The organism is Martelella mediterranea DSM 17316, assembly GCF_002043005.1.
Classification (GTDB): domain Bacteria; phylum Pseudomonadota; class Alphaproteobacteria; order Rhizobiales; family Rhizobiaceae; genus Martelella; species Martelella mediterranea.
In genome coordinates this window covers 442,561-466,785 of sequence record NZ_CP020330.1, presented here as the reverse complement: position 1 = coordinate 466,785, position 24,225 = coordinate 442,561, and the positions used below count along the sequence as shown (strand labels likewise).

The window sequence follows — 24,225 nt, the reverse complement described above, 5'->3', positions numbered from 1 at the left end:
GGGCGCAGCCTCAGCCGAAGGTTTCGGCATAGTCGGATGCAGGCGCGTTGCTGTCGCTTTCGAGAATGGCCTCGATCTGGGCGCCGGAGAGATCGGCGCCGTAGATAAGCCTGTAGACATCCCCGATCTGGGTCTTGAATTCCGGCGCATAGTCGGTGCCGTGGGCGATCGCCGCGAGCCAGACCGAGGTCAGGAAGATTTCCGGCGCGTCCGGGGTTCTGGCGAAGACCGGCTGCTTGTAGACGCGCCTGGCCTTGACCGCCGCCATGTTCGCGAGCAGCGGATCGTCGAAGAAATCCTGCGGGTTGAGCTCGGCGGCATAGGCCGGAATGACGATGATGTCCGGATTCCAGACCAGGAGCTGCTCCATGTCGACCGTGCGCCACCACTCGCCGCTGCCATCGGCCGCCGGGTTGGTCACGCCGCTGAGGGATAGGTCCTGCGAGCCGTTGGCGATGACGCGGAACTGATCGCCGATCTGGTCGATATGCAGGACGGACGGCATATCGGCTTCCTCAAGGTCTGACACCTTGTCGCCGAGCGCTTCGAGAGCATCGGACTGGGACTTGAGAATGGCCTGCGCCCGGTCGTTGCGGCCGGTCATGTAGCCGGTCAGCGTCAGGTAATCGAGCCTGTCCTGCTCCGTGCAGCACTGCCAGCCGACAACGGTCAGGCCGACCCGTTCAAGCGGCTCGATCAGCTTCTCGTCGTGGGTCCACTGGATCACCGCATCCGGCTTTTCGGCCAGGATCGCCTCGACGTTCGGCACGAAGCCCTCCTGCGCGGCACTCGTGCTGATCTTCGACATTTCCGGGATGATTTCGGTGTAGATGCCCTCGGTGAAATAGCGGTCGAGGGAGTCCTTGTTCATCCCGACAATGTGGTCGGCCGTCCCGTCGACCGCCCGATAGATGATCGGTGCGGAACGGACAATCGTGACGACCCGCTCCGGCGGCGTCTGGAACGTGATCGTCTTTCCGCGATGATCGGTGAACGCGCTTTCCGCCAGAGCGGCGGCCGGTGCGGAAAGGCAAAGCAACCCGATAACCGCCGACACCATTCCAAGACGATTTGACATTCGCGACTCCTCTGGCAGGCCTTCGTTCGAAGGCTCGAAAATCCTGCCTTGAGAAATCAAATATGAATATTATAGTCAAGTATTATTTGGGCCAGCAGGGGTGCCCGGCCGCGGGCCCTGCAACGATGATGGTCCTGTTGATCTGTCGCGTCGCAACAAGGTATGCGGCCATCGGGCGCTGTCTTCGCGCGCCCGATGGTCCGATCCAAGGGCCTACTGCTTGACGATGCCGTCCGCCCAGTCGGCGATGGCGTCCGCCGTCTCGACGGGTTTGGCGGCGGGCAGGGCGTGGCTCGCCCCGTCGATCACCACGACCGTCACGCGGTCGGCGCCCAGTTCGTCGCGCACCTCGTTGCGCGATTCCTCGGGGCGGAACGGGTCGGAACCGCCCTGCAGGTCGAGGATCGGTGCGGTGCCGCCCGACCAGTAGCTGTCGCGATCGGTCTGCTTGCGCGCCGCGCGCTGGCTCTGGGTGACGTCCTGATGCCAACCCTCCAGCCATGGCTCGGCGGTTTCCTCGTCGGTGAAGAAGGCCAGCATCAGCCCCTGCATCTTCTGATCGCGGGTCGAGTTCGGGTCGTTGATCATGGTGATCGCGTCCGACAGTTCCGGCGGCCACGACTTGGCGCCGCCCGCCAGCAGAACGACGCCGCTGACCAGGTCAGGGTGATCGGCGGCCACGGTCTTGGCGATCCACTGGCCATAGGCATGGCCCGCGACGATGGCCGGTCCGCCCTCCTGTTCGATCACGGCGGCGAAATCATCGCCGAAATCGTGGAAGCTGACGTCCTCCATCTTGCCGTTGCTCTGGCCGATGCCGCGCGGTTCGGGCAGGGCTACCTTGTAGCCGCGTTCGGCCAGACGGTCGGCGAGCGGGGCGAACTCGGCCGAGCCTCGGCCGGTCGAGGCAATCATCACCACCAGCGGTCCATCGCCCCTGACCGAATAGCCGACCTGGTGATCCCCTTTCATGACGGTCTTTTCCTGCATCCCGGCGGCCATCGCGGCTCCTGTCAGCGCGAGGGTCAGTCCCATCGCTGCGAGTATGGTCTTCATGTTTCCTCCTCCAAGGGTTTCAGCCGCACGGCGCGGCAGTCACACAATAAATCAAAAACATGATTTTACAACTTTATAAAGCCTGGACAGCCGCGCCCTCGGAAATCAGCGCGGCGATCCGGCCGTCATCAATGCCCGCCTCGGCCAGGACTTCCCTTGTATGCTGGCCGAGAGCCGGCGGCGGGCTTCGCACTGTCGGATTGCTTTCGGACATCAGGAAGGGCGCCACCGGCACGCGGTATTCCCCGGCGCGGCCAAGGGGTTGCGGCAGCGGTTGCAGCACGCCGCGATGGTTCAGTTGCGGGTCGGCGAGGGCCTCCTCCATCGGCCGCACCTTGCCCGCCGGCACGCCATGGTGGCGGAAGAAGGCCTCCCAGTCGGACGCCGTTCGGGTCAGCATCGCTTCGCGCAGCACGGCGGCCTCCTCGGCATGGGCGTCGATGCGATCGGCATGGGCGGTCTTGACCATATCGGGACGGCCAAGAGCCAGCCAGAGGCGCTTCTGCTGGCGCATGTTCGCGGCGCCCAGCATCAGCAATCCATCGGCCGTGTCATAGGCGCCGACGCCGGCCACGTTGAAGCGGTTGCCTTCGGGGTGAGGGGGTTTGCCGCCCGCCGTCAGCGCCGTGACATGCGTGCTCATCAGCATCAGCGTGGCGTCGAACATGGCAAGATCGATATGCTGGCCGCGTCCCGTGCGCTCGCGATGATAGAGTGCGGCGGTGATGGCAAAGGCGGTCATGTAGCCGGTGGCGTAATCGACCACGGGCGCCCCGGCCCTCAGCGGCCCGCTTTCCTCCGTTCCGGTGAGGGCCATCAGCCCGGCGACGGCCTGGAACACGAAATCATAGCCGGTTTCCGGCCCGCGCGGCCCGGTCTGGCCAAAGGCCGAGACGGAGCAATAGACGATGCGCGGATTGATCCGCGCAATATCCTGATAGCCTAGGCCAAGCGCGGCGAGCGCGCCTGGTCGATAGTTCTCGATGAAGACGTCCGCATCCTTCAAAAGCGCCTTGAGCGCCTCCTGGCCGCCGGCGGTCTTCAGATCCAGGGCGGCGGACCGCTTGTTGGCGCCCTGGGCCAGGTAGGTCGTGCCCATTCCGGCCGCGCTCAATTCCCTGTCAGGCCCCTGCAGACGAACCTGATCGGGGTCGCCGGGCCGGTCTATCTTGATCACATCGGCGCCCATGACGGCCATCTGATAGGCCGCGAACGGACCTGCCAGCACATGGGTGGCGTCGATCACCCGCAGTCTTTCGAAGGGCATCATCCCGGTCTCCTCCTGTTTGCCGGCGACAGCTTGCCTCATCGATTAGAGCTATACAACTAGCTTAATGTAATTTAGGTTCGGTTTCGATGAAATGAACAGGGAGAAACGCCATGCCGACAGATCAGCAGGACAAGGCGTGCGTGGAGATGCGGATGGTCGATGGCGTGGCCGTTCTGACGATCCGCAATCCGCCGGTCAATGCTGGGTCTCACGCCGTTCGCAAGGGTCTGGCGGACGGACTTGCCGAAGCGGCGCGCAACGGCGCGAGCGGCGTGGTGATCATCGGCGACGGGCGCTGCTTCATCGCCGGTTCCGATCTGAAGGAATTCGACAGCAAGCTGGAATGGCCCGAACTGCCCGACGTGATCCGGCTGGTCGAGGATGCGCCCTTTCCCGTCGTGGCGGCCATGCATGGCGTTGCGCTGGGCGGCGGGCTGGAGCTGGCGCTCGGCTGCGATTACCGGCTGGCCGCGCCGCACACGATGGTCGGCCTGCCGGAAGTCGGCCTCGGTTTCGTGCCGGGCGCGGGCGGCACGCAGCGCCTGCCGCGGCTGACGGGGCTTGCCCGCGCGATCGATCTGATCTGCGCCGCCCGCCGCATTCCGGCGGGCGAGGCTTTGGCCATCGGTCTCGTCGATCGTGTGGTCGAGGGTGATCTTCTGGCAGGCGCGCTGGCCTTTCTGGCCGAAGCCGCCCGGCCGAAGCGCGCAGCTTTGGCGCTGTCGCCGCCGACGGACGACCCGGCCGCGGTGGACGCGGCGGCGGACAAGGCGCTCAGTCGCGGCAAGGGCCGTCCCAACGTCGCCGAAGTGATCCGACTCATACGCCGCGCCGCCGAGGCGGATGGACGTGACGCACTGGCGGACGAGCGTGCGGTCTTCCAGCGTCTGCGCGTGGCCGAGGATGCGACCGCGCTCAGGCATCTGTTCTTCTCCGAGCGTCGTGCCGGCGTGGTGGATGGTCTGGACATGGGGCTTGCGCGCGCGATCGGGTCGGTCGGCGTGATCGGCGGCGGCACGATGGGGCAGGGGATTGTCCGCTGCTTCCTCGCCGCCGGCCTGCCGGTCATTCTCATCGAACGCGATGAAGATAGTCTGGCCAATGCCGTGTCCGCGGTTCGGGCCAGCCTTGACGCGGCGGTCGAAAAGGGCCGGCTGGCGCCTGACGAGGCCGCCCGCCGCAACGCCGCCCTCACCGGCGCGACGGATTTTGCGGCGCTGTCGGGTTGCGACCTTGCCATCGAGGCCGTGTTCGAGGACATGGCGGTCAAGCGCGACGTGCTTGGGCGGCTCGAGCGCGTGCTGGCCCAGGACGCAATGCTTGCCACCAACACCTCCTATCTGGATATCAACGCGATGGCCGAAGGGCTCGCACACAAGGGCCGCGTGGCGGGGCTGCATTTCTTCAGTCCCGCCGATGTGATGCCGCTCATCGAGGTGGTGCGCGCGAATGCCACCGACGACGCCACGCTTGCGACCGCGCTGAAGCTTGCGCGCAAGCTCGGCAAGCAGCCTGTGGTCGCGCGCGTGGCCGAGGGGTTCATCGGCAACCGCATCTACGCCGCCTATCGGCGTCGCGCCGAATTGCTGGTGCTGGATGGCGCAACGCCGCAGCAGGTGGATCGGGCCGCGACCGCCTTCGGCTTCGCCATGGGCCCGTTTGCCGTCTCCGATATGTCGGGTCTCGACATCGCCTGGGCCATGCGCAAGCGGCAGGCGCCGACGCGCGACCCCGCCGCGCGCTATGTCACGATTCCCGATACGCTCTGCGAGATGGGGCGGCTTGGCCGCAAGACCAAAGGCGGGTGGTATGATTATCCCGAAGGCAAGCCCGTGCCCTCCGATCAGGTTGCAGACGTGATAGACAAGGCGCGGCAGGCAGCCGGTATCGCGCCCGCCGAAATCGAGGAAGACGTCATTCAGCGCCAGTTGCTCGCCGCCATCGTCAACGAGGCTGCGCTTCTTCTGGCCGAGGGCGTGGCGCAGCGCCCATCGGATGTGGATGTGACGCTCTGCAACGGTTATGGATTTCCGCGCTTTCGCGGCGGTCCGCTTTGGTGGGCCGCCCATCAGGATCGCGCCGTCATCGCCGGCGATCAGGCGCGGCTGGCGGAGGCGATCGGCCACGGTTTCGCCGCCGGCCCCGTTGACAAGGTGCTGAACGATATCGTTGAAGAACGGAAAGGCTGACCTTCATGAAGCATGCGATGAAATTGCATTGGTCGCCGCGCTCGCCATTCGTGCGCAAGGTCATGATCGTGCTGCACGAAACGGGGCAGTTGGACCAGGTCGAACAGGTCCGCTCCGTCGTCGCCATGCATCTGCCGCCCAATGCCGCAGTCATGGCCGACAATCCTCTCGGCAAGATCCCGACGCTGGTCGTCGAGGATGGCACCGCGCTGTTCGACAGCCGCGTGATCTGCGAATATCTCGATCACCGTGCGGGCGGCAGCCTCCTGGGGGACAGGCGCTTTGTGCAATTGCGCTGGCAGGCGCTCGGCGACGGGCTGATCGATCTGCTGCTCCTGTGGCGCACGGAACTTTCCCGTCCCTCCGGTCCCTGGGATGCCGTGACCGAGGGCTGGCGCGCCAAGGCGCGTGCCGTCATGGCCACGCTGGAGGCCGAGACCCCGGCGCTGGCGGCAACGCCCTTCGGCCTTGGCCATGTCGCAATCGTTTGTGCCCTGGGGCAGCTCGATTTCCGCTGGAGCGACGCCAACTGGCGCGATCATTTCCCGCAACTTGCGAAGCTGGAGGCGGGTTGGGCCGCGCGTCCGTCGGTCGCAGCCACCGCGATCGTGGATGACGCGCCGGACGGGGCCGACGTGACCGCCGGGAAACTGCGCTTCAATGGCTGAGGCCCTGCGATCGCAACTTGTATCAAAAGCCTAGCTCAGCCCTTTATGACACTGCGCCGGACGGCTAAGGTGAAAAACGAAAAAAGGACGAAGGTGCAGACTATGACTTCGATGACGAACGCGACGGCAATAGCGCTGCAGAAGAGCAATGTCTCGCGCTACATCCAATTGGCCGGCCTGTTCCGGCGACGGATCGAGACGGGCGAATGGGACATCGGCGCGAAAATTCCGACCGTCAAGGAACTGGCCGAGCAATGCGGCGTCGCGACCATGACCATCAGGCAGGCGCTGGATATCATCGAGGGCGAGGGCCTGATCGAGCGCTATCGCGCCAAGGGCACCTTCGTCGTCGAGCGTCCGAACCGCGACCTGTGGTGCGAGGTCAAGACCGACTGGTCCGGTCTGCTGATCGCGCGCGATAACGCGACGATCGACATTCTGGGCGATGAGCGCGGCGTCATGCTGCCCCGGCGGGAAAGCGATATCGGCAGGCCGGCGCCGTCATACCGGCATTTGAAGCGACGCCACAGTCGCGCCGGCGCGCCCTTCATGATCGGCGACGTCTATGTCGACGAGCGCATTTCGCCGCTGATACCGGATGAATCCTACTCGCGCATCACCGCCATGCGGATCGCCCACGACCTTCCGGGCCACACGATCGAGGATGCCGTCCAGATCGTCACCATCGGCTCCGCCGATCTCGAGACCGCGACGGAGCTGAACGTTTCGATCGGCGACCCCATCGCCAAGGTCCAGCGCATCGCCGTCGACCAGCACGGCGATATTGTCCTCCTGGCCAACGGCATCTATCGCGGCGACATGATGAAGATCGAGGTCAAGCTGCGCTAAGAGCCCTTGAAGACCGGCGTGCGCTTTTCGCGAAAGGCGGCCATCGCCTCGGCGGTGTCTTCCGAAGTGGACAGAGCCTTGGTCTGGGACTGCTCGAACCGGTAGGCGTCGTAGATCGACATACCTTCGGTCACCTGAAAAGACTTCTTCGCTGCGCGCACGGCGGAGGGGCTGGCCTTCGCGATGTCGGCGGCGATGCCCATGGCAGTCTCCATTAACTCCTCGGGCGCGGTGCATGCCGAGGCGACGTTCATGCGCAGCAGGTCGGGTCCATAAATGCGCCGTGCTGTCATGATCAGCAGCCGCGCGTCGCTCTCGCCGAAATGGCGGCGTACGTGGGCGACCCCGCCCGCAAGGCCGACATTCACCTCGGTCATCTGCAGGAAGCCCTTTTCCGAGGCCACGATGATATCGCAGCAGAGCGCGGTCACGCAGCCGGCGCCGATGGCCGCGCCGTTGACGGCGGCGATGATCGGCTTGGGGCATTCCAGCAGGCAGTCGAAGCTCGCCCGGACGCGGCGGTTGTGGGCGGTGTAATGTCCCGGCTCCTGGGTCGGACGCTCGGCGAGGTCCGCGCCGGCGGAAAAAGCCTTGCCCTCGCCGGTAAGCACAATGACGCGCACGTCGGGCCGGTCGCCAAGGCTGTCCACCACCCCGGCCAGTTCCTCGCGAAAGCGGTTGTTCTGGGCATTCACCGGCGGGCGGGCGATGGTGATGGTGGCGATGTGGTCCGCCACCGTCAGCCTCAGGGTTTCATGGCTCATGGCTTGATCTTTCCGTCAGGGCCCAGGAGGGGTCGTGTCATTGTAAACGAACGCGGCGGGACCGTGTATTCCATATAGCCCATCCGACCGAGCGGCTGCAGCAGTTCGACATCGACAAGCCCGTCATCGCTGAGCACGCTTTCATCGATATGGATGCCGACCACCTCGCCGATGACGATGCGGTTGGTGCATTCGGCTCCGGTCGAGGGCGTCAGCGTCAGCGTCTGCGACACGATGCATTCCACGGCCACGGGCGATTCCGCCACGCGGGGGCAGGGGATGTTTTCGCAGGGCACGGCCGTCAGCCCGGCCTCGGCGAATTCGTCCACGCCCTCCGGCCATGAGGCGGAGCTCAGGTTCATCGCCTCGCGCAGCGAGTAGGTTGCGATATTGACGCAGAAATAGCCCGTCGCCTCCGCGTTGGTATAGCTGTGCTTGGGGCTGTCGGAGGAGAACATCACGAAGGGCGGCTTGCCTGAAATCGCGTTGAAGCAGCTATAAGGCGAAAGGTTGGCCACGCCCGATGGCGACAGGGTCGAGATCCAGCCGATGGGCCGCGGCACGATCAGGGCCAGCCACGGATTGTGCGGCAGGCCGTGGGGCTGATGGCGGGGATCGTAGAACATCAGCTCTCCTTCGCCGGAGGCATGGTGAAGAGCTGGCCGCGGGGACCGTCAAGGGGCGCGTCCATGCCGGCGGGCAGGGGAACCCGATGGACGTTCAGCGTCATTGCCACCATCGAATAGTAACCGATCACCGCCGTCAGTTCGACCGCGCCCATCTCTCCCCAGCGGACAAGAATGGCGTCATAGGCCGTGTCCTCGACATTGCCGGTCTGCAGCAGCTGGCGGGCGAATTCATAGACCTCGCGGGCCGCGTCGTCGTTGCCGAAATCGGGGGAATCCCCATCGCGGATCGCCTGCATGTAAGCCTGGGGTAGTCCGGCGCGTTCGGCGTCGCCGGCGTGAATGCCCCATTCCAGATCGCTGTTCCAGCGCCGCGCGGTTACCAGGATCGCCAGTTCGTTGAGATGCGTGGGGATAGACGTCTCGAACCGGAGCACCTGGCCCAGGCGTTGCCAGCGGTCGGCGAGCGCCGGATTGTGCAGCGCCGCGCGCAGCGGCCCAACCAGCGTCCCCCTTGGGCCGGAGACGATCTGCTCGTAGACCTGGCGCTGTTCTGCCGTCATCGTATCGGGCGTGGGGAAGCTGATCCGGCCTCCGTTCGGGCGGGCAGGCGTGGTCTGGTCGTTCATGCTGTTGTCTCCAGTCCCAGCGCGCGCAGAACGTCGTCCGTGTGTTCGCCGAGGAGCGGTGGGGCCTTGTCGAAGGACAGAGGCGCGTTGCGGAAATTCAGGGGGCTGACGACCTGTTTCAGATCTCCGCTCAATGGATGCGGGATGTCGCGCAGCATCTTTCGGTGCTGAACCTGCGGTTCCTCGAAGACGCGATCCACGGTGTTGATCGGCCCGGAGGGGACGCCGGCCCTTGCGAAGGCCGCAACCCAGTGGTCAACGCCATTCTTCGCCAGCGCCTCAAACAGGATCGCCTCCAGCGCGGGCAGATTCTCCACCCGGCCGGGATTGGTGGCGAAATCGGGATTGTCGGCCAGTTCCGGCATGCCGATCACCTCGGCGAATTTGCGGAATTGTCCGTCATTGCCAACGGCCAGCACGATGTGGCCGTCGGCCACCGGATAGACATTCTGGGGCTGGATGTTCGGATGCCGGTTGCCGCGCCTGACCGGCGGGGTGCCCGAGACCAGATAGTTCATCGCCTGATTGGCGAGCATCGCGACCGAGACGTCCAGCATGGCGAGGTCGATATGATCGCCCTTGCCGGTTTTCTCGCGATTGGCGAGCGCCGCCAGCACCCCGATCGTGGCATACATGCCGGTCATGATGTCGACGATCGGGACGCCCACCTTCTGCGGGCCGCCGCCAGGCGCATCGTCGGGCGCGCCGGTTACGCTCATCAGCCCGCCCATGGCCTGGATCATGAAGTCGTAGGCAGCGTCGTCCTTCATCGGTCCGGTAAGGCCGAATCCGGTGATCGAGCAATAGATCAGGCGCGGGTTTACCTGCCGCAGATCCTCATAGCCAAGCCCCATCCGCTCCAGTGTTCCGGCCTTGAAATTCTCAAGCACGATATCGGACTGGGCGGCGAGCGCGCGCACGGCAGCGCGGCCCTCTTCCGATTTCAGGTCCAGCGCGACCGAGCGCTTTCCCCGATTGACCGAAAGGTAATAGCCCGATTCCTTGGTCGGCTTTCCGTCCTTGTCCTTCAGGAAGGGAGGGCCCCAGCGGCGGGTGTCGTCGCCTTCGCCCGCGCGCTCGATTTTGATGACGTCGGCGCCCAGATCGGCCAGGATCTGGCCGCTCCACGGCCCCGCCATGATACGGCTGAGATCGAGGACGCGGATATGGGACAGCGGTCCTGGCATCAGGCTTGCTCCTTCGTGGTCGGGTAGTTCTGGTCGAGAAAGGCCAGCAGGGCGTCGTTGAAGGCCTCGGGTTTCTGGAAGTTGGGCAGATGGCCCGCGCCGGGTATGATCGCGATCCGCGCGCCGGGGATGCCGCCGAACTGTTTCGACACCGCGTCGGGCATGGCGCCGTCCTCGGCGCCGGCGATGCCCAGCACCGGGCAGGTGATCGCGGTGGTCTGGTCATAATCCGAAAGCGCATAGGTCGCGGCGGCAAAGCCCTCGACGCTGGTTCCCGCGATCATCGCGCGAAGACGGGCGCTGAGTGCGTTGTCCTCGGCCTCGCCCGGCAGCCAGCGCGGCGCGGTAGAGGCGGCGATCGCTTCCATGCCGTCGCTTAGCGCCGTTTCGCGCCGCTCGGTCCAGAAGGCCGCGCGGCCGGGGGCGCTGCGCATCACGCCATCAACGGCGATGAAGGCGGCGAAGCGGTCGGGTGCCGCGGCAAGTGCCGCAAGCGCCGTGGGGCAGCCCATGGACAGGCCGGCCACGGCGCAGCGGTCCACGCCCGCCGCATCCATGACCGCCAGCAGGTCGGCGCCGTAGCGGGCGAAATCCATCGCGCCCGCGCTCGCCTCCGACGCGCCATGCCCGCGCTGGTCGTAGCGCAGCACGCGATACCGGTCCGAAAGCGCATCGGCCTGTGCGTCCCAGATCGACATGTCGGTGAGGACCGAGTTTGCGAAGACGACGCAGGGCGCGCCCTCGGGGCCGTCGATGCGGGCATGAAGCGTGATGCCATCGGGCAGGGGAACGGATAGAGCGGTCATGCGGCAATCTCCTTCTTGCGCGTCAGCAGGCCGTGGCCCATGACCAGCGCCAGTGCGGCGAACCCGATCAGGTCGGACATGCGTTCCGGCACCAGCAGGCACAACCCGCCGATAAGCAGGACCACCGCCTCCCAGCCCCTGGCGGAGCGGTTGAGGATATAGATCCAGCGTTCCGACGCGGCCGACAGCATCAGGATCGAGACGATGGCCGTGCCGACCGCCATCGTGACATGCAGCGCGTCGCCTTCGAGGATCAGGTTCGGGTTCAGCACGAACAGGAAGGGCAGCACGAACAGCAGCGCGCCAAGCCGCATCGCGGTCACGCCGGTCTGCATGGCGGGTGCCTTGGCGATCGAGGCGGCGGCGACGGCAGCCATCGCCACCGGCGGCGTGATGTAGGACAGCATCGCCCAGTAGAGGATGAAGAGGTGAGCGGCCATTTGGCTGAATCCCGCCTCCGTCAGCGCCGGCGCGAGGACCACCGCCAGGAAAATATAGCAGGCCGAAACCGTCATCCCCATGCCGAGGATAAAGCTGGTGGCCGCGCCGAAGAGCAGCAGCAGATAGGGATTGCCGCCGGCATATTGCAGCAGTTCGCGGCTGAAGGCATTGCCGACGCCGGTGATCGCCAGCGATCCGACGACCATGCCGACGCCCGCGAGCACCCCGACCAGCATGCCGATGGTCGTCCCGACCTCGAGGATCATGGTGACGATCGGCTTGCCGATGCCATCCTTGCGGGCGCGCCACAGCGCGGTCAGGACCAGCAGCACGGTGATGTAGAAGGGAGCTTTCGCCTCGGCATTGGTGGCGAGCAGCAGCCAGACCAGCGCAACGAGCGAGACGAGGTAAATCCAGCCCGAGCGCAGCACCAGCCACAGCTTCGGCAACTGGTCGCGCGGGAGGCCCTTCAGCCCGTTGCGCGCCGCATAGCAGTCGGTCTGGATCAGCAGCACAAGATAGAACAGCAGCGCGGGCACGGTCGCCGCGACCATGATATCGGCATAGGGCACGTTCATGAACGACGCCATGACGAAGGCGACCGAGCCCATGACCGGCGGCATCAGCGCGCCGCCCGTCGAGGCGCAGGATTCCACCGCGCCAGCATAGGTCGCCGGATAGCCGCATTTCTTCATGGTGGGGATGGTCATCGAACCGGTCGAGATCACGTTGGAGATCACGCTGCCCGACAGCGACCCGAAGAAGCCGGAGGACAGGATCGCGACCTTCGCCGGCCCGCCGCGCGCATGGCCCATGAGCGCGCTTGCGAGATCCATGAAAAACGCGCCGCCGCCCGAAACGGTAAGCGCCACACCGAACAGGATGAAGCCGATCAGAAGGTCGGCGATCACCCGCAGAGGGATGCCGATAATGCTTTCCACGCCCAGCGAATGGCTGAGCACCGTCTCGCTGAAGCTCATCTGCGCGCCCCACAGGAAGCCCGGCATATGGCCGGTATAAAGGGGGAATGTCGCGAAGATCGCGCAGATGATGAGCAGCGGCAGGCCGGCGCAGCGGCGCACGGCTTCCAATGATAGAAGAACGAGGCACGTGGCCATCACGACCACATAAGGCGGGGCTTCGAATTCCCAGCCCTGGTAGAGGATGGCGTCGGTCCGGGTCGAGAAGAAGATGCAGATGCCGAAGGCCGCCACCGCCAGCACCCAGTCATACCAGCGCACCCGGCTCGCATCGGCCTGGCGCGCCGGCGTGCCGAGAAAGGCCACCGGCATGAACAGGCCCAGCACGATGTAGTAATAGGCCGTGCTGATCGGCCGCCAGCCGAGGATCTGCAGGTTGAAGATCTGGTTGACGATGATGGCGATGCCCACGGTGGACAGCGCCATGACGGCGAACCATGCAGCGCCCGAGATGCGCTGGGCCTCCTGCTGCCAGAACCTGGCCGCGCCGGGAGCGTTCGGAATGATCTGAGAAGACATGGGCCTTATCCTGTCGGCAGGGCGCGAGGCTGAATTGCCGGGCGCGGCGCAAACGGCCGCGCCCGAGCAGGATTACTGTGCGTTTTCAGTACGATACTGTTCCCAGAAAGCAACCCAACCGTCCGAAGAGATACCCTGCTCCTTGGCGGCTTTGGTCGCGGCGGCCCACATTTCCTTGTTCTTTTCGATCTCGGCAATGCGCTGGTCGTTCCAGGCCTGGTCGGCTTCCGTCCAGATGCCGCGTTCCTTGAGATACTTGATCGCGCCGGGGTGGAAAGGCGCGCCGGACGGCGTCCGGCCGGACTCTTCCAGCTTCCAGTTGGCCATCACGGCATTGGCGTCCTTGTAGTCCGGATAGGCCTGGTCCAGCGCTTTCAGAAGGTTGTAGACCTCGTCCTCGTCAGTGGTCGCCAGCGTCGTCAGCTGCGGATAGCTGTAGCCCAAGAGTTCGGCCGGGTTTTCCTCGGAAATGCCGGCGCCCTTGGTCATGGTGATCGGCTGGAACAGGCTTGCCCGCCCGGTCACGCGCTTCCAGCCCTCGGCATCGTCGGCGGACATGTCCAGCCAGTGGAACCCGCGCCCGGCTTCGGCTTCACGTAGTGCCGCCACGGTGGTGGTGACCGGAACGACGTCAACCTCGCCAGCGACGAAGGCCGACATCATCGCGCCGTAGCCGGGATACATCACCTTCTCCACATCGTCCGGCGTCAGGCCGGCGAAGGCCAGTGCGGCCTCGGTATTCATCGTGGTCGAGGGGCTGGCCTCGACGAAGCCGACGCTGGCGCCCTTGAGGTCAGCCATGGTTTCGACATCGGTGTCGTTGCCGGCGACAAGGCCGACGGCGGCGGGGCGGCCCATCAGCACCCGCAGGTCCTGCGGGCCCCAATCGGCGGCCGCGAACTCATAGGTCCCATCCGAAGCGAACAGAATCTCATTGCCCATGAAACCGAAATTCGCGCGGCCGCGCACCAGCGGCAGCAAGCGACCAATGGCCGTTCCCGAGGGCGTCAGCCGCACGGCGGTGCCGAATTTCTTGTCCAGCGCGTCGGCCATGGCCGAGGCTTCGACATAGCCGGTCGAGCCGAGATCGTAGGACGTCCAGATCATCGTCTTCGGCAGCGTTACATCGTCCTGGGCAAAGGCCGCCGGGGCGGTCAGCATGGCAACGGCCACGACCGTGCCCTTCATGAGGTTAGAATGAAACAAGCGAAATCCTCCCTTGGTATCCGTTTCCGGAAAAATAACCGCGGCCTCCACGCCCCGATAATGTCCACCATGGCTCTTATGAGTTTAAAAGTCAATTCTATGATTTAATGAAGCCGTACGGTTCAGTTCGGCAGGCCCAGTACGGCCTTTGACAGAACATTGCGCATGATTTCGGTCGAGCCGCCGAAGATCGTGATCGGGCGCGCCGAGAGATAAGTGGCCGCCGCATGCAGACGACGATCGCCTTCGGGCGGGTGCGACAGGCCAGCCTCGGGGCCGGCGATCTCCATGATCAGCTCCGAGATGCGCTGGTACAGCTCGGACTGGAATATCTTCAGCATGGCGACGTCCGCGCCGATCTCCTGTCCGTCTTTCAGGCGGTCCATATAGGTCTGGAACAGGTCGCCCAGATCGCGCGTGTCGCATTCCAGCGCGACATAGCGGTCGCGAAAAACCGGATCGTTCCAGATGCCGTTGCGCTTCGCCAGATGGGCAAGCCTTGCCAGCGCGCTTGCCGAAAGACGGGGCGCGCCGATGAAGACCCGCTCGTGTCCGAGCAGCGCCTTGGCGGCGGTCCATCCTTCGTTGACGCCGCCGACGATGTGGTCCAGCGGCACGCGGACATCGTCGAAGAATACCTCGCAGAATTCGGCCTCGCCGGCGAGGTTCTCGATATTGCGGGTGGTGACGCCGGGCGCGTCCATCGGCACCAGAAGAAAGCTGATTCCGGCCTGTTTCTTCACGGTCTTGTCGGTGCGGGCGAGAATGAAGATCCAGTTGGCGTCCATGCCGAGCGTGGTCCAGGTCTTCTGGCCGTTGATGACCCATTCATCGCCGTCGCGCACCGCCTCGCAGCGCACGGCTGCAAGGTCCGAACCCGCGCCCGGCTCGGAATAACCCTGCGCCCAGATGTCCTGGCCCGAGAGGATGCGCGGCAGGTAGTGCGTCTTCTGCTCTTCGGTTCCGTATTTCAGCAGCAGCGGCCCGAGCATGACCGGGCCGATATCGTGGACGCGGGCCGCGCCGAAGCGCTCCAGTTCCTCGATCATGATCAGGTGCTTGCCGGCGGAAAGGCCCATGCCGCCATGTTCGACAGGCCATGTCGGGCACAGGAAGCCGCGCCGGGACAGGGCCATGTACCACGGCTTCACCTCGTCCCAGTGCAGGCGTTCCAGCGGAAAGCGGGGGATGTCGGGATATTCGCTCTCGACGAAATCGCGGATCATGGCGCGGAAATCGCCGTCCGACATGGCGTTGTAATCGGTGCTCATGCGGCATCCTCCAGAGTGCGGGCGAGCCGGGCGCGCACCGCAATGGGCGCGCCGAAAAGATTGGCGTCGGTCATGGCGCGGCGGACGAACAGGCCGATATCGGCCTCGTCGGTAATGCCCATGGCGCCGTGCATCTGCACCGCCTCGCGCGCGACCAGCATCGCGGTTTCGGCCGCGCGCAGCTTGCAGCGGTCGGCATCGCGGGCACGGCTGGCGATATCCGCGCCGGTATCGAAGCGGGCGGCCGTCGCCATCACGGCGGCGCGCAACAGCTCGATCCGGATCTTGATCTCGGTGGCGCGATGCTGCAGGGCCTGGAAGCTGCCGATCGGGCGTCCGAACTGCTCGCGCACCTTCAGATAGTCCAGCGTGATGTTGAAGGCTCGGTCCGACAGGCCGAGCAGATAGGCCGAATGCATCAGCACCGCGTCCTGAATAACTGCCGCAGCCTGCGGACAGGGAACCAGCTCGGCGGCCACATTCTCGAGGCGGAGCATGGCAATCCGTCCGCCATCCAGCGTGTCGGCGGCGGTGATCGTGACGCCCGGTGCATCGCGCGCCACGACGGCGACGCCCGCCCCGGTCAGCACGGCGAAGAAATCCGCATCATCCGGCACGGCGATCTTGACGCCGTGCAGCCGTCCGTCGGACGCGCCGCCCTCGAACCGCAGCGAAGCCGCATCGTCCTGCCACGCCGTTACCATAACTTTCGCGCCGGTTGTGGCCTCTTCGGGGAAGGCCTCGCCCAGAAGCGCTGCCGCCATGATCTTAGAGCCGATGGGTTCAGGCGTGAGCCCGCCGCCCAGGACCTGCATCAGTTCGCAGGCCTCGCGCATGCCCAACCCCAGTCCGCCGGCTTCCTCCGGAACGCGCATGAGGAACAGGCCCAGTTCGCCCGCCTTTGCCACCATGGCGCGGTCTATCCCCTTGCCGCGCGCGGCGCGGACACGGCTGAGATCGCCGTCGGCGGGCACGATGGCGCGCGCGCTGTCCACGATCATGCGGGCGTTTTCCATCCAGTCTTCCATTGTCAGGCTCCCCTCAAGCAATCGCGCCCGTGCCGCGCAGTTCGGCGATGCGCTCCTCGGTCAATCCGATCTCCCGCAGCACCTCGTCTGTATGTTCGGCAAGCAGCGGCGGAGGCCTTGTGGCTGTCGCCTGATCGCCCGAAAACCGTACCGGGTTCGCGATGTAATTGACGCGGCCCGCGTTCGGATGGTCGAGTTGGCGCACCAGCTCGCGCGCCTTGACCTGCGGCATCTGCAGTGTGTCCTCGAAGCTGTTGAGCGGCCCCGCCGGAATGCCGATCGCCTCCAACTCGGCATAGGTGGCGTCGGCGTTCCTGGCGGCCAGTTTTTCCGCGATCAGCGGGACCAGCGTGTCGGCGTTCTGCACCCTTGCGAGGTTGGTGGCGTAGCGTTCGTCATCGGCAACGCCCTCAAGTCCCAGATAATCCGCGAAGCGGCGGAACTGCGGATCATTGCCGATGGCGATCATGATCGGCCGGTCGGCGCAGTCGAAGGCCTGCCAGGGGCAGGTGATCTGTGAGGCGGTGCCGTTCCGGCGCGGCAGCTTGCCCGAGGACAGGTAGTTCATCGCCATATGGGATGCGGCGTGGATCTGCGTGTCCAGAAGCGCGATATCGATGAACTGCCCTTCGCCCGAAACGGCATCGCGATGGTTCAGCGCCGCAAGGATCGCGGCGACCGCATATTGCCCCGCCGTGATATCCGAGATCGAGTAGCCGACCAGCGCCGGTTCGTCCTCGGACGAGCCGGTGATCGACAGAAGTCCGCTCATCGCCTGGAAGATCGGGTCATAACCGGGAAGATGCGCCATCGGTCCCGTCTGTCCGAAGCCGGTGATCGAGCAATAGACCAGGCGGGGGTTGAGCCTGGCGACCGTTTCATAGTCCAGCCCCATGCGCGCCAGCGTGCCGGTCTTGAAGTTCTCGATCAGCACATCGGCATTCTCGATCAGCTCTCGCGCGATCTCCCGCCCCTCCGGCGATTTCAGGTCCAGCGCGACCGAGCGCTTTCCGCGGTTCATCGCGAGAAAGCTCGACGTTTCGCCCGTCGGCGCGCCATCGGCATTCAGGTGAGGGACGCCCATGCGCCTGACGTCGTCGCCGCCCTTGACGTGTTCCAGCTTGATCACGTCGGCCCCGAAATCGGCCAGCATCTGCCCGGCCCAGGGGCCGGCGAAGACGCGGCTGAGGTCGATAACCCTGATATGATCCAGACATCCGGCCATGGCGTATCCTCCCTTTCCATTCCGGAGGGGAAAATGCCAGCGCGACGAAGTTTGCGCAATCAAAAAATCTTAAATATGACTTTTTAATCTTTATGGAAGTTCGCGCCACCCGGCGCCGGCGTTCATGGCAGGATGTTGTTGCCGGAACGCTATTTCACGCTTTGCCTCAGGGCAAGGCTGGAGCCCGCCCTCACCGGACCGGCCTTAGGGAAAACCAGGTCAAACGGGGCGCCCATGACACGAACACAACTGGCGTCGTCGCAAGGTCGCTATTTCAGCTCTCGGGCGGTTTCGGTGATCTGGTTGCGAAACCATTGATGCGCCTGGGAGGAATGCGTTCTCTTCCCCCAGGTCATATAGAACGGAAATTCACATTTGAACGGGGCTGGAATCGAGATGATATCCGGCGAGAAAATCCGGGAAAAGCCTTCCGAAGCAGTCAGCACCAGATCCGTCTGCGCAATGACACGGTCAATGGCGCCGAGGCCTGAAATCTCGATATGCGGCTTGATCGTTATGTTCATGGCATCGAGCGTCGGAAGGAAATAAGGTTGCCACTCGGGTGCCGGTTGCGCGATGATGTGTTGTGCGCTCTTGTAATTGTCGAGCGTCATCGACTGTCGCGCCCACTTGCTTTCCTTCCAGACGAAACACGCATATTTCTCCGTCATCAGCCGCTTGCAGTAGATGCCGCTCTTGGTGCCTTGCAGCGAGACCGGCGTTTGCCAAGCTCTTTGCCTGGTCGAGTTGGCGTTCAACAACCCGACCCAGGCGAGAATGCGTTCGGCGGGCCGTGAGCCCTGGTTCCATATCTCTGGCGAGGCCTTGGCCAGCCGATCTCGCCTCTCTGTCCGCGATATTCACTGTCGCCGGCGTCACTCGACAGACTTGTTGCGCCGGCCGCTGAAATAAGGCAGTGCGAACAGATAGAGGCCGGTGACCAGCATCAGGAACAAGTGGAACAGGGGCAGGAAATACACCCATTCGGCGGGTTCCCTGCCAAGCCCCTGGGCACCGAAGATACCGATCACGATCAGTGTGAATATGATCGACAGCCAGCGATGACATTGTCTTATTAGCTTGCTCCAGTTCAATTGTACGTCCTTCCAAATTCGTTGGATGCGAAAAGGGGCGGGCCCGAGGGATCATGAAGCGTTTCGTGCCACGGCGGCTCGGATGAGCGCCGACAGCGCCTCTTCGTCGATCGCGTCGCCCTCGCGGAAATCGATGGCCCGCCGGACATTGCCATCGAGACTGGAATTGAAAAGCCCGGTCGGGTCGGGCAGGGACGCGCCCTTGGCGAAGGTCATCTTGACCTTGTCCTTGTAGGTCTCGCCGGTGCAGATCATGCCGTCGCGATACCAGGTCGGGACGCCGCGCCATTTCCATTCCTCGACGATATCGGGCGCGGTTTCCCTGATCAAAACCCTGATGCGGGAGAGCATGTCGCCCCGCCAGTCGCCTAGTTCCGCAATCCGTTCATCGATCTTCCGCGATGGGTTTTGCTCCTGTTGCGCATCCTTCATGGCATGGTCCTCTTGTCTCTCGGTTCCGTGGTGCATGGCCCGCGCTTGCTTCAATCCATCTCGGCCAGTACCTGCTCCAGCCTGTCGAAGAAGCGCGGCCAGCCCAGTTTCGCGCCGCCATAATAGTTCGGCTGATCCGTCCGGAAGCCGGTCTGCTCCATGCGCAGGCGCGTTCCCGTGCCGGTCGGCGTAAGAGTCCATCTGACCACAGACCGCAGATCGCCGGCATCCCAGCTGTATTCCAGAGCCTTCTGTTCCTCGACCGCCCGAACCTCGCAGGCGACCTCGCCCCAATCCGCGCTGAATCCGAAGCGATGCCCCACTTCAGGCGTGAAGGCGGTCTTCATCAGCCATTCCCCGATCAGGTGCGATTGGGTGAGGGCGCGCCAGATCTTCTCCGGCGGATGCGGCAGGTCGCGTTCGACGACAACGGTGCGGGTCTCGGTCAATTGTCCATCCTCTTCAGCAGGTCTTCAAGGTCGTCGAAGCGGCGCTCCCAGAAGCTTGCCATCCGTTCCGTCCAGTCCGTCAACGGCCCCAGGGCGTCAAGTTGCGGGCTGTAATGTGTCTGGCGGCCATCCTGGCGGTCGACGACGAGCCCGGCGCGCTTGAGCACGCCGAGATGTTTGGAGACGGCCGGCTGGGAAATCCCTGCGTGTTCCGTCAGCGCTTTGACCGTCTGGTCCCCCTTTCGACACAGGCGCTCGAAGATCGCCCGGCGTGTCGGGTCCGCCAGCGTTCGAAACAGGATGTCGTCGGGTTGGGTCAAGGGCAATTCATAGCTCTCCAGTTATGATTAATTTATAACCAGGGAGTTATGGATTTTCAAGGTGTTTGGCGACGCGTCGGTTGATCCCGCGGATCGATGACCTTTGGAGGCGAGGCCGAAAAGGGAGAAGGACTTGCCTTTAAGCCCGTTTCAGGCGTCCGGCCTGGCGTTCCGGCAGCAGCAAACCATCTCGAACGCGGCCTGCGACCGGCAGATAACGACCGGTATCAGGCCAGCGGGTCACGATTCCAGTTCTTGTAGATCAGATAGCGCGCGTCTTCCCGCCCGAGTGCGCCGAACCATTGCGGGCAGAACGGCGCCATCCAGATGACGTCGCCCTGCGCAACCGGGTACCAGCTATCGTCAAGGCGGTAGATGCCCCCGCCGTCAAGCATGACGAGCCCGTGCTCCATGAAATGGGTTTCGACATATGGCAGCGAACCACCCGGAGCGAAGGTCATGACGTTGACCTCCATATCGAAGCCCGGCGCCTCCGGAAGGAGCTTCTGAACGTGGAGCTGCTCGTTGCCTTTGAGAGGCACAGGATCGACGGCGGGAATCGCGCCGAAGAACGCGCCCGGCGGCTCGCAGCCGGAAAGCGGCTTGTAGGCATGCTCCAGACAGAGGATTTCGGCATCTGCCGAAAGTCCCAGAGTGAACGGGGCCGACGATGGAAGATAGGCATAATCGTCCGGGCGCAGCAGGCGTGTCTCGGTGCCATCCGTCACGCGCACCTCGCCCGAACGGATCAGAACGAAGCGGATGCCGCCATGGGGTGGCGGCGCAACAAGCGTGTCACGCCTGGCGACGATCCTGAAAAGTGAAAAGCCGGCGCCGAGGCCCGGCGTCACATATGAGACAACATCGGTGTCCGGCCAGTGAGGCAGGCCGATGATCTCATGACTATCCGCGCAAACAAGCGCATGCGAGCGCTTGATGCGCGATCTCGTTTCACCAAGGCTCGAACGCACGTTTTATCCTTCCGAGACAGATCAACATGGACCGGGCGATCGAGCCCGGAAGGCCGGGGAAAGGCGCTTGCCCTGCCCCGGCCAGGGCATTACTCGTCGCCGAAATAGCGGGTCGCATTCGCCTGCTGGCTTTCTTGCTTCAGCAGGTCGACCAGCGCGATCGCATCCTCACCGTGGTTTTCTGCCATGTACTTGTCGAAGGCCGCATCGGTCACTTCGCGCATCTGGGCGCGATCCTCGGGCGAAAGCGCGGTGATCGTCATCTTGCCGGCGAGGCCTGCGAGACCGCGATCGGAGGCTTCGATGATACGCGAGATCCCGCGCGCGGCGTTTTCGCAGGACTGGGCAGCGGTGTGGATCAGGTTCTTCTGGTCTTCGGTCAGGTCGTCATAGAAGGCCTTGTTGAACAGCATGGTGAAGGGTGAGTAGAGGTGGTTGGTCAGCGTCAGATACTGCTGAACCTCATCGAGCTTGGCCGAAACCAGGATCGGGATCGGGTTCATCTGACCGTCGATGACGCCGGTCTGCAGACCGGAATAGACCTCGGAAAAGGCCAGCGGGTAGGCCTCCATGCCGAGCGCATTCATGATCGCCTGGTGCGAGGGCAGCGTCATGGTGCGCAGCCGGATGCCCTCCATGTCGTCGAGCGAGCTGATCGGCTTTTCCGAGTTCGAGATAACGAAGAGGCCGCCGGTATCCGGGTAGCCGAGCACCACGACGTCACCGAGTTTCTCTTCGATGTCCTTCTTCAGCGCATGGCCGAACGGACCGTTGAACACTGTATCGGCGGCGCCATTGCTGTCGAAGGCGAAAGGCAGGTTGAGCACGTCGATGTTCTGGTAATAGGGCGCGAGCGCCCCGGTCGAGGCGTTGGTCACCTCGATAACGCCGTCACGAACCATCTGCACCGCCTCGCCGATGGTGCCGAGCTGGCCGCCGGGATAGATTTCCACCTTCAGCTCGCCATTGCTGCCGGTGTTGACGATGCTGGCGAACACCGAAGCGCAGGCATGATTGGGGTTGTCGTAGATGTCGCCGTTGCTGTCATGGGCAAAGCGGATGACCTTTTCCTGGGCAAAGGCCTGGGCACTGCCCAGGAGGGTGAGCGTCAGGGCTGCAATCAAAGTCTTTTTCATGTTCGTCCTCTTTTATCGTGGTTGATGCATGCCGCGGCGGGCGCGACAGGGGATCGTTCCGGCGAAGACCGCCGGACCGGTAGGCAGAATGGGTTGCCGTCATGGCTAGTTCGCAAAGCCCAGCAGGCGCGGCACCAGAAGAGCTAGCCACTCCCAGTAGGCAAAGACGAAGAGCACGCCGATTTCGGCGATCAGGAACGGCCAGAGCTTGGCCGCGATGCGCTCGAGCTTCTCGCCGGTGACCGAGGAGAGCACGAACAGGCAGGCGCCCACCGGCGGCGTCATCAGCGAAATGTTCAGGGCCAGCACGAAGATGATGCCCGAATGGATCGGCTGCAGGCCGATATCATTGGCGAGCGGCACCAGCACCGGCGCAAGAATGATCAGGATGGCGGTGATATCCATGACCATGCCGACGGCGAGCAGGATCAGCACCACCAGGAAGATTATCACGGCCGGATTCGAGGAAATCGACAATACCGCTCCCGCAATCGCCTGCGGTATGCGTTCGAAGCTCATCCACCAGCCGAGCATCGAGGCAAAGGCGATGATGGCGAAGATGACGCCGGTCGTGCGCGCCGTCGTCAGCAGCATCCGGTAGAGGTCGGAGAGGGTCAGGTTGCGATAGATGACAACACCGACGAACAGCGCATAGGCAACAGCCACCGAGGCCGCTTCCGTCGGCGTGACGATGCCGCCAAGAATACCACCGAGAATGATGACCGGCATCATCAGGGCAAGACCGGCGCTCCAGATGGCTCTGGCCAGTTCCTTCATCGTGGACCGGCGTTCCGCCCGCGGCAGGTTGTTGCGCGCCGCGCCGAGCGCGATGATCGCCATGCAGACCGCACAGATCATCAGGCCGGGCAGAATGCCGGCGGCAAACAGGCCGCCGATCGAAACGCCCATCAACGATCCGTAGACGACCATCAGTCCGGATGGCGGGATGGTCGGACCGATGATCGAGCCAGCCGCCGTGACGGCAGCGGCATAATCGCGCCTATAGCCGTTACGCACCATTTCCGGCACCAGCGTCTTGCCGAAGGCGGCGGCGTCGGCGGTTGCCGCACCGGTTAGCCCCGAGAACAACACCGAAGCCACCATATTGGCATGGGCGAGCCCGCCGCGGAAATGGCCGACCATGACATGCGCCAGCCGCATCAGCTGATTGGTGATGCCGATATGGTTCATGATCTCGCCAGCGAGGATGAAGAACGGCATGGCGAGGAAGGTGAAGGAATCCATGCCGGTGAAGAGCTTCGAAACGCCGGTCAGAAGAAAGCGCTGATTGTCGAGCTGGATCAGTCCGGTCAGGCCGGCAAGGCCGATGGCAAAGGCGATCGGCATGCCAAGCAGAAGCAGCGCGAAGAAGAGGAAACCGACTGCCATGGTCAGACCTCCGCCGCCTGGTCCTGCACGGTGTACTGCCCGGCATCGCGCACCAGACACAAAAGCAGCTGTACCGAGGCCAGGGCCGCCGCCGTTGGCACTGCGGCAAAGGCCGGCGCCATGGACATGCCGAAGATCAGGGCAAAGCGTGAGGCGCCGCTGATGGCGAACTGCAGACCGTAAATGAAGGTCCAGACAAACAGCGCCAGCGCCAGGAGATCGCAGCCGATCAGGATGGCTCGACGCAAGGTTACCGGAAAGCGGTCGATCAGGATCGTCAGGCCGATGTGATCGCGGCGGGCAATGCCGCAGGAAATGGCAAGCAGAGCCACCCAGATCATCAGGTAGCGGGCCATGATTTCCGGCCAGTTGAACTGCCAGTGGAAAATATAGCGATCCAGCACCCCGATCCACACGTCGAGCACGAGCGCGGCGAGCAGGATCACGACGACGGCGTCAACCACCCTGTTCAGCGCTGCTGAAAGCGTACCGGCCAACTCTCTCAAATCCGGTTCTCCTTTCGCCGAAGCCGCGCAGCTCTTTCGGTCCGGGCAATGCATTGCCCCGGTTCCATGCGCGTTCGGCGATGGCTTGCAATTCCCCTTTATCCGACCGTTCGGACAGCCGGGATCTGAATTGAAA

25 protein-coding genes are annotated in these 24,225 nt (G+C 64.0%); 3 read left to right on the top strand and 22 right to left on the bottom strand.

The window, feature by feature from the left end; genetic code table 11:
• Positions 1-10 precede the first annotated feature (10 nt).
• The 3 genes from Mame_RS02155 to Mame_RS02145 form a co-directional block, all read right to left on the bottom strand.
• The gene (locus Mame_RS02155) at positions 11-1,078 is read right to left on the bottom strand and encodes an ABC transporter substrate-binding protein (protein WP_026173431.1); all 1,068 of its coding nucleotides are present in this window, start codon (positions 1,076-1,078) and stop codon (positions 11-13) included.
• A gap of 213 nt (positions 1,079-1,291) precedes the next feature.
• Positions 1,292-2,134 (bottom strand): alpha/beta fold hydrolase, encoded by an 843-nt coding sequence (locus Mame_RS02150; protein ID WP_018064572.1) that lies wholly within the window; start codon positions 2,132-2,134, stop codon positions 1,292-1,294.
• A 73-nt stretch (positions 2,135-2,207) separates the two neighbouring features.
• Positions 2,208-3,404 (bottom strand): CaiB/BaiF CoA transferase family protein, encoded by a 1,197-nt coding sequence (locus Mame_RS02145; RefSeq protein ID WP_018064573.1) that lies wholly within the window; start codon positions 3,402-3,404, stop codon positions 2,208-2,210.
• Between the two features lie 110 nt (positions 3,405-3,514).
• Between Mame_RS02145 and Mame_RS02140 the strand changes: the two genes are divergently transcribed.
• From Mame_RS02140 to Mame_RS02130, 3 genes are all read left to right on the top strand, one after another.
• Complete coding sequence (locus Mame_RS02140; RefSeq protein ID WP_018064574.1) at positions 3,515-5,593, top strand: 3-hydroxyacyl-CoA dehydrogenase NAD-binding domain-containing protein; 2,079 nt, start codon at positions 3,515-3,517, stop codon at positions 5,591-5,593.
• Positions 5,594-5,610: 17 nt separating this feature from the next.
• Positions 5,611-6,261: a glutathione S-transferase gene (locus Mame_RS02135; RefSeq protein WP_033410061.1), complete on the top strand. Its 651-nt coding sequence runs from the start codon at positions 5,611-5,613 to the stop codon at positions 6,259-6,261.
• A 102-nt stretch (positions 6,262-6,363) separates the two neighbouring features.
• The gene (locus Mame_RS02130) at positions 6,364-7,110 is read left to right on the top strand and encodes a GntR family transcriptional regulator (RefSeq protein ID WP_018064576.1); all 747 of its coding nucleotides are present in this window, start codon (positions 6,364-6,366) and stop codon (positions 7,108-7,110) included.
• Here Mame_RS02130 and Mame_RS02125 read toward each other — a convergent pair.
• From Mame_RS02125 to Mame_RS02035, 19 genes are all read right to left on the bottom strand, one after another.
• Positions 7,107-7,874 (bottom strand): enoyl-CoA hydratase/isomerase family protein, encoded by a 768-nt coding sequence (locus Mame_RS02125; protein ID WP_018064577.1) that lies wholly within the window; start codon positions 7,872-7,874, stop codon positions 7,107-7,109. The genes Mame_RS02130 and Mame_RS02125 overlap by 4 nt on opposite strands.
• Positions 7,871-8,500: a flavin reductase family protein gene (locus Mame_RS02120; RefSeq protein ID WP_018064578.1), complete on the bottom strand. Its 630-nt coding sequence runs from the start codon at positions 8,498-8,500 to the stop codon at positions 7,871-7,873. The genes Mame_RS02125 and Mame_RS02120 overlap by 4 nt, the downstream gene beginning before the upstream one ends.
• On the bottom strand, positions 8,500-9,129 hold the full coding sequence (locus Mame_RS02115; protein ID WP_018064579.1) for a carboxymuconolactone decarboxylase family protein: 630 nt from the start codon (positions 9,127-9,129) through the stop codon (positions 8,500-8,502). The genes Mame_RS02120 and Mame_RS02115 overlap by 1 nt, the downstream gene beginning before the upstream one ends.
• The gene (locus tag Mame_RS02110; RefSeq protein ID WP_018064580.1) at positions 9,126-10,316 is read right to left on the bottom strand and encodes a CaiB/BaiF CoA transferase family protein; all 1,191 of its coding nucleotides are present in this window, start codon (positions 10,314-10,316) and stop codon (positions 9,126-9,128) included. Before Mame_RS02110 ends, Mame_RS02115 begins: the two co-directional genes overlap by 4 nt.
• Positions 10,316-11,122: an alpha/beta fold hydrolase gene (locus tag Mame_RS02105; RefSeq protein ID WP_018064581.1), complete on the bottom strand. Its 807-nt coding sequence runs from the start codon at positions 11,120-11,122 to the stop codon at positions 10,316-10,318. Before Mame_RS02105 ends, Mame_RS02110 begins: the two co-directional genes overlap by 1 nt.
• Complete coding sequence (locus tag Mame_RS02100; protein ID WP_018064582.1) at positions 11,119-13,062, bottom strand: TRAP transporter permease; 1,944 nt, start codon at positions 13,060-13,062, stop codon at positions 11,119-11,121. The genes Mame_RS02105 and Mame_RS02100 overlap by 4 nt, the downstream gene beginning before the upstream one ends.
• A gap of 72 nt (positions 13,063-13,134) precedes the next feature.
• Complete coding sequence (locus Mame_RS02095) at positions 13,135-14,268, bottom strand: TAXI family TRAP transporter solute-binding subunit (protein ID WP_210162245.1); 1,134 nt, start codon at positions 14,266-14,268, stop codon at positions 13,135-13,137.
• A gap of 122 nt (positions 14,269-14,390) precedes the next feature.
• Positions 14,391-15,539 (bottom strand): acyl-CoA dehydrogenase family protein, encoded by a 1,149-nt coding sequence (locus Mame_RS02090; protein WP_018064584.1) that lies wholly within the window; start codon positions 15,537-15,539, stop codon positions 14,391-14,393.
• On the bottom strand, positions 15,536-16,567 hold the full coding sequence (locus Mame_RS02085) for an acyl-CoA dehydrogenase family protein (RefSeq protein WP_033410031.1): 1,032 nt from the start codon (positions 16,565-16,567) through the stop codon (positions 15,536-15,538). Before Mame_RS02085 ends, Mame_RS02090 begins: the two co-directional genes overlap by 4 nt.
• 13 nt (positions 16,568-16,580) lie before the next feature.
• The gene (locus Mame_RS02080) at positions 16,581-17,792 is read right to left on the bottom strand and encodes a CaiB/BaiF CoA transferase family protein (protein WP_018064586.1); all 1,212 of its coding nucleotides are present in this window, start codon (positions 17,790-17,792) and stop codon (positions 16,581-16,583) included.
• 269 nt (positions 17,793-18,061) lie between these two features.
• Positions 18,062-18,550, bottom strand: a complete 489-nt coding sequence (locus Mame_RS02075) for a LysR substrate-binding domain-containing protein (protein ID WP_018064587.1) — start codon at positions 18,548-18,550, stop codon at positions 18,062-18,064.
• 117 nt (positions 18,551-18,667) lie between these two features.
• Positions 18,668-18,886 (bottom strand): hypothetical protein, encoded by a 219-nt coding sequence (locus Mame_RS02070; protein ID WP_018064588.1) that lies wholly within the window; start codon positions 18,884-18,886, stop codon positions 18,668-18,670.
• Between the two features lie 51 nt (positions 18,887-18,937).
• Positions 18,938-19,318: a DUF1801 domain-containing protein gene (locus Mame_RS02065; RefSeq protein WP_026173434.1), complete on the bottom strand. Its 381-nt coding sequence runs from the start codon at positions 19,316-19,318 to the stop codon at positions 18,938-18,940.
• Positions 19,319-19,368: 50 nt separating this feature from the next.
• Positions 19,369-19,767: an SRPBCC family protein gene (locus Mame_RS02060; RefSeq protein ID WP_018064590.1), complete on the bottom strand. Its 399-nt coding sequence runs from the start codon at positions 19,765-19,767 to the stop codon at positions 19,369-19,371.
• Positions 19,764-20,087 (bottom strand): ArsR/SmtB family transcription factor, encoded by a 324-nt coding sequence (locus Mame_RS02055; protein WP_026173435.1) that lies wholly within the window; start codon positions 20,085-20,087, stop codon positions 19,764-19,766. Before Mame_RS02055 ends, Mame_RS02060 begins: the two co-directional genes overlap by 4 nt.
• 227 nt (positions 20,088-20,314) lie before the next feature.
• Positions 20,315-21,058, bottom strand: coding sequence for a (S)-ureidoglycine aminohydrolase (gene allE / locus Mame_RS02050; protein WP_018064592.1), 744 nt, complete (start codon positions 21,056-21,058; stop codon positions 20,315-20,317).
• 89 nt (positions 21,059-21,147) lie between these two features.
• Positions 21,148-22,194 carry a TRAP transporter substrate-binding protein gene (locus Mame_RS02045; protein WP_033410035.1) on the bottom strand — a complete coding sequence of 349 codons (1,047 nt, stop codon included), beginning with the start codon at positions 22,192-22,194 and terminating at the stop codon, positions 21,148-21,150.
• 105 nt (positions 22,195-22,299) lie between these two features.
• Positions 22,300-23,583 (bottom strand): TRAP transporter large permease, encoded by a 1,284-nt coding sequence (locus Mame_RS02040; protein ID WP_018064594.1) that lies wholly within the window; start codon positions 23,581-23,583, stop codon positions 22,300-22,302.
• Positions 23,584-23,585: 2 nt separating this feature from the next.
• The gene (locus tag Mame_RS02035) at positions 23,586-24,089 is read right to left on the bottom strand and encodes a TRAP transporter small permease (protein WP_033410037.1); all 504 of its coding nucleotides are present in this window, start codon (positions 24,087-24,089) and stop codon (positions 23,586-23,588) included.
• Between the last annotated feature and the right edge of the window lie 136 nt (positions 24,090-24,225).

Coding starts and splice junctions, on each gene's coding strand:
- Mame_RS02155 (WP_026173431.1), bottom strand. CDS start 1,078: ATGTCAAATCGTCTTGGAATGGTGTCGGCGGTTATCGGGTTGCTTTGC.
- Mame_RS02150 (WP_018064572.1), bottom strand. CDS start 2,134: ATGAAGACCATACTCGCAGCGATGGGACTGACCCTCGCGCTGACAGGA.
- Mame_RS02145 (WP_018064573.1), bottom strand. CDS start 3,404: ATGATGCCCTTCGAAAGACTGCGGGTGATCGACGCCACCCATGTGCTG.
- Mame_RS02140 (WP_018064574.1), top strand. CDS start 3,515: ATGCCGACAGATCAGCAGGACAAGGCGTGCGTGGAGATGCGGATGGTC.
- Mame_RS02135 (WP_033410061.1), top strand. CDS start 5,611: ATGAAATTGCATTGGTCGCCGCGCTCGCCATTCGTGCGCAAGGTCATG.
- Mame_RS02130 (WP_018064576.1), top strand. CDS start 6,364: ATGACTTCGATGACGAACGCGACGGCAATAGCGCTGCAGAAGAGCAAT.
- Mame_RS02125 (WP_018064577.1), bottom strand. CDS start 7,874: ATGAGCCATGAAACCCTGAGGCTGACGGTGGCGGACCACATCGCCACC.
- Mame_RS02120 (WP_018064578.1), bottom strand. CDS start 8,500: ATGTTCTACGATCCCCGCCATCAGCCCCACGGCCTGCCGCACAATCCG.
- Mame_RS02115 (WP_018064579.1), bottom strand. CDS start 9,129: ATGAACGACCAGACCACGCCTGCCCGCCCGAACGGAGGCCGGATCAGC.
- Mame_RS02110 (WP_018064580.1), bottom strand. CDS start 10,316: ATGCCAGGACCGCTGTCCCATATCCGCGTCCTCGATCTCAGCCGTATC.
- Mame_RS02105 (WP_018064581.1), bottom strand. CDS start 11,122: ATGACCGCTCTATCCGTTCCCCTGCCCGATGGCATCACGCTTCATGCC.
- Mame_RS02100 (WP_018064582.1), bottom strand. CDS start 13,062: ATGTCTTCTCAGATCATTCCGAACGCTCCCGGCGCGGCCAGGTTCTGG.
- Mame_RS02090 (WP_018064584.1), bottom strand. CDS start 15,539: ATGAGCACCGATTACAACGCCATGTCGGACGGCGATTTCCGCGCCATG.
- Mame_RS02085 (WP_033410031.1), bottom strand. CDS start 16,567: ATGGAAGACTGGATGGAAAACGCCCGCATGATCGTGGACAGCGCGCGC.
- Mame_RS02080 (WP_018064586.1), bottom strand. CDS start 17,792: ATGGCCGGATGTCTGGATCATATCAGGGTTATCGACCTCAGCCGCGTC.
- Mame_RS02065 (WP_026173434.1), bottom strand. CDS start 19,318: ATGAAGGATGCGCAACAGGAGCAAAACCCATCGCGGAAGATCGATGAA.
- Mame_RS02045 (WP_033410035.1), bottom strand. CDS start 22,194: ATGAAAAAGACTTTGATTGCAGCCCTGACGCTCACCCTCCTGGGCAGT.
- Mame_RS02040 (WP_018064594.1), bottom strand. CDS start 23,583: ATGGCAGTCGGTTTCCTCTTCTTCGCGCTGCTTCTGCTTGGCATGCCG.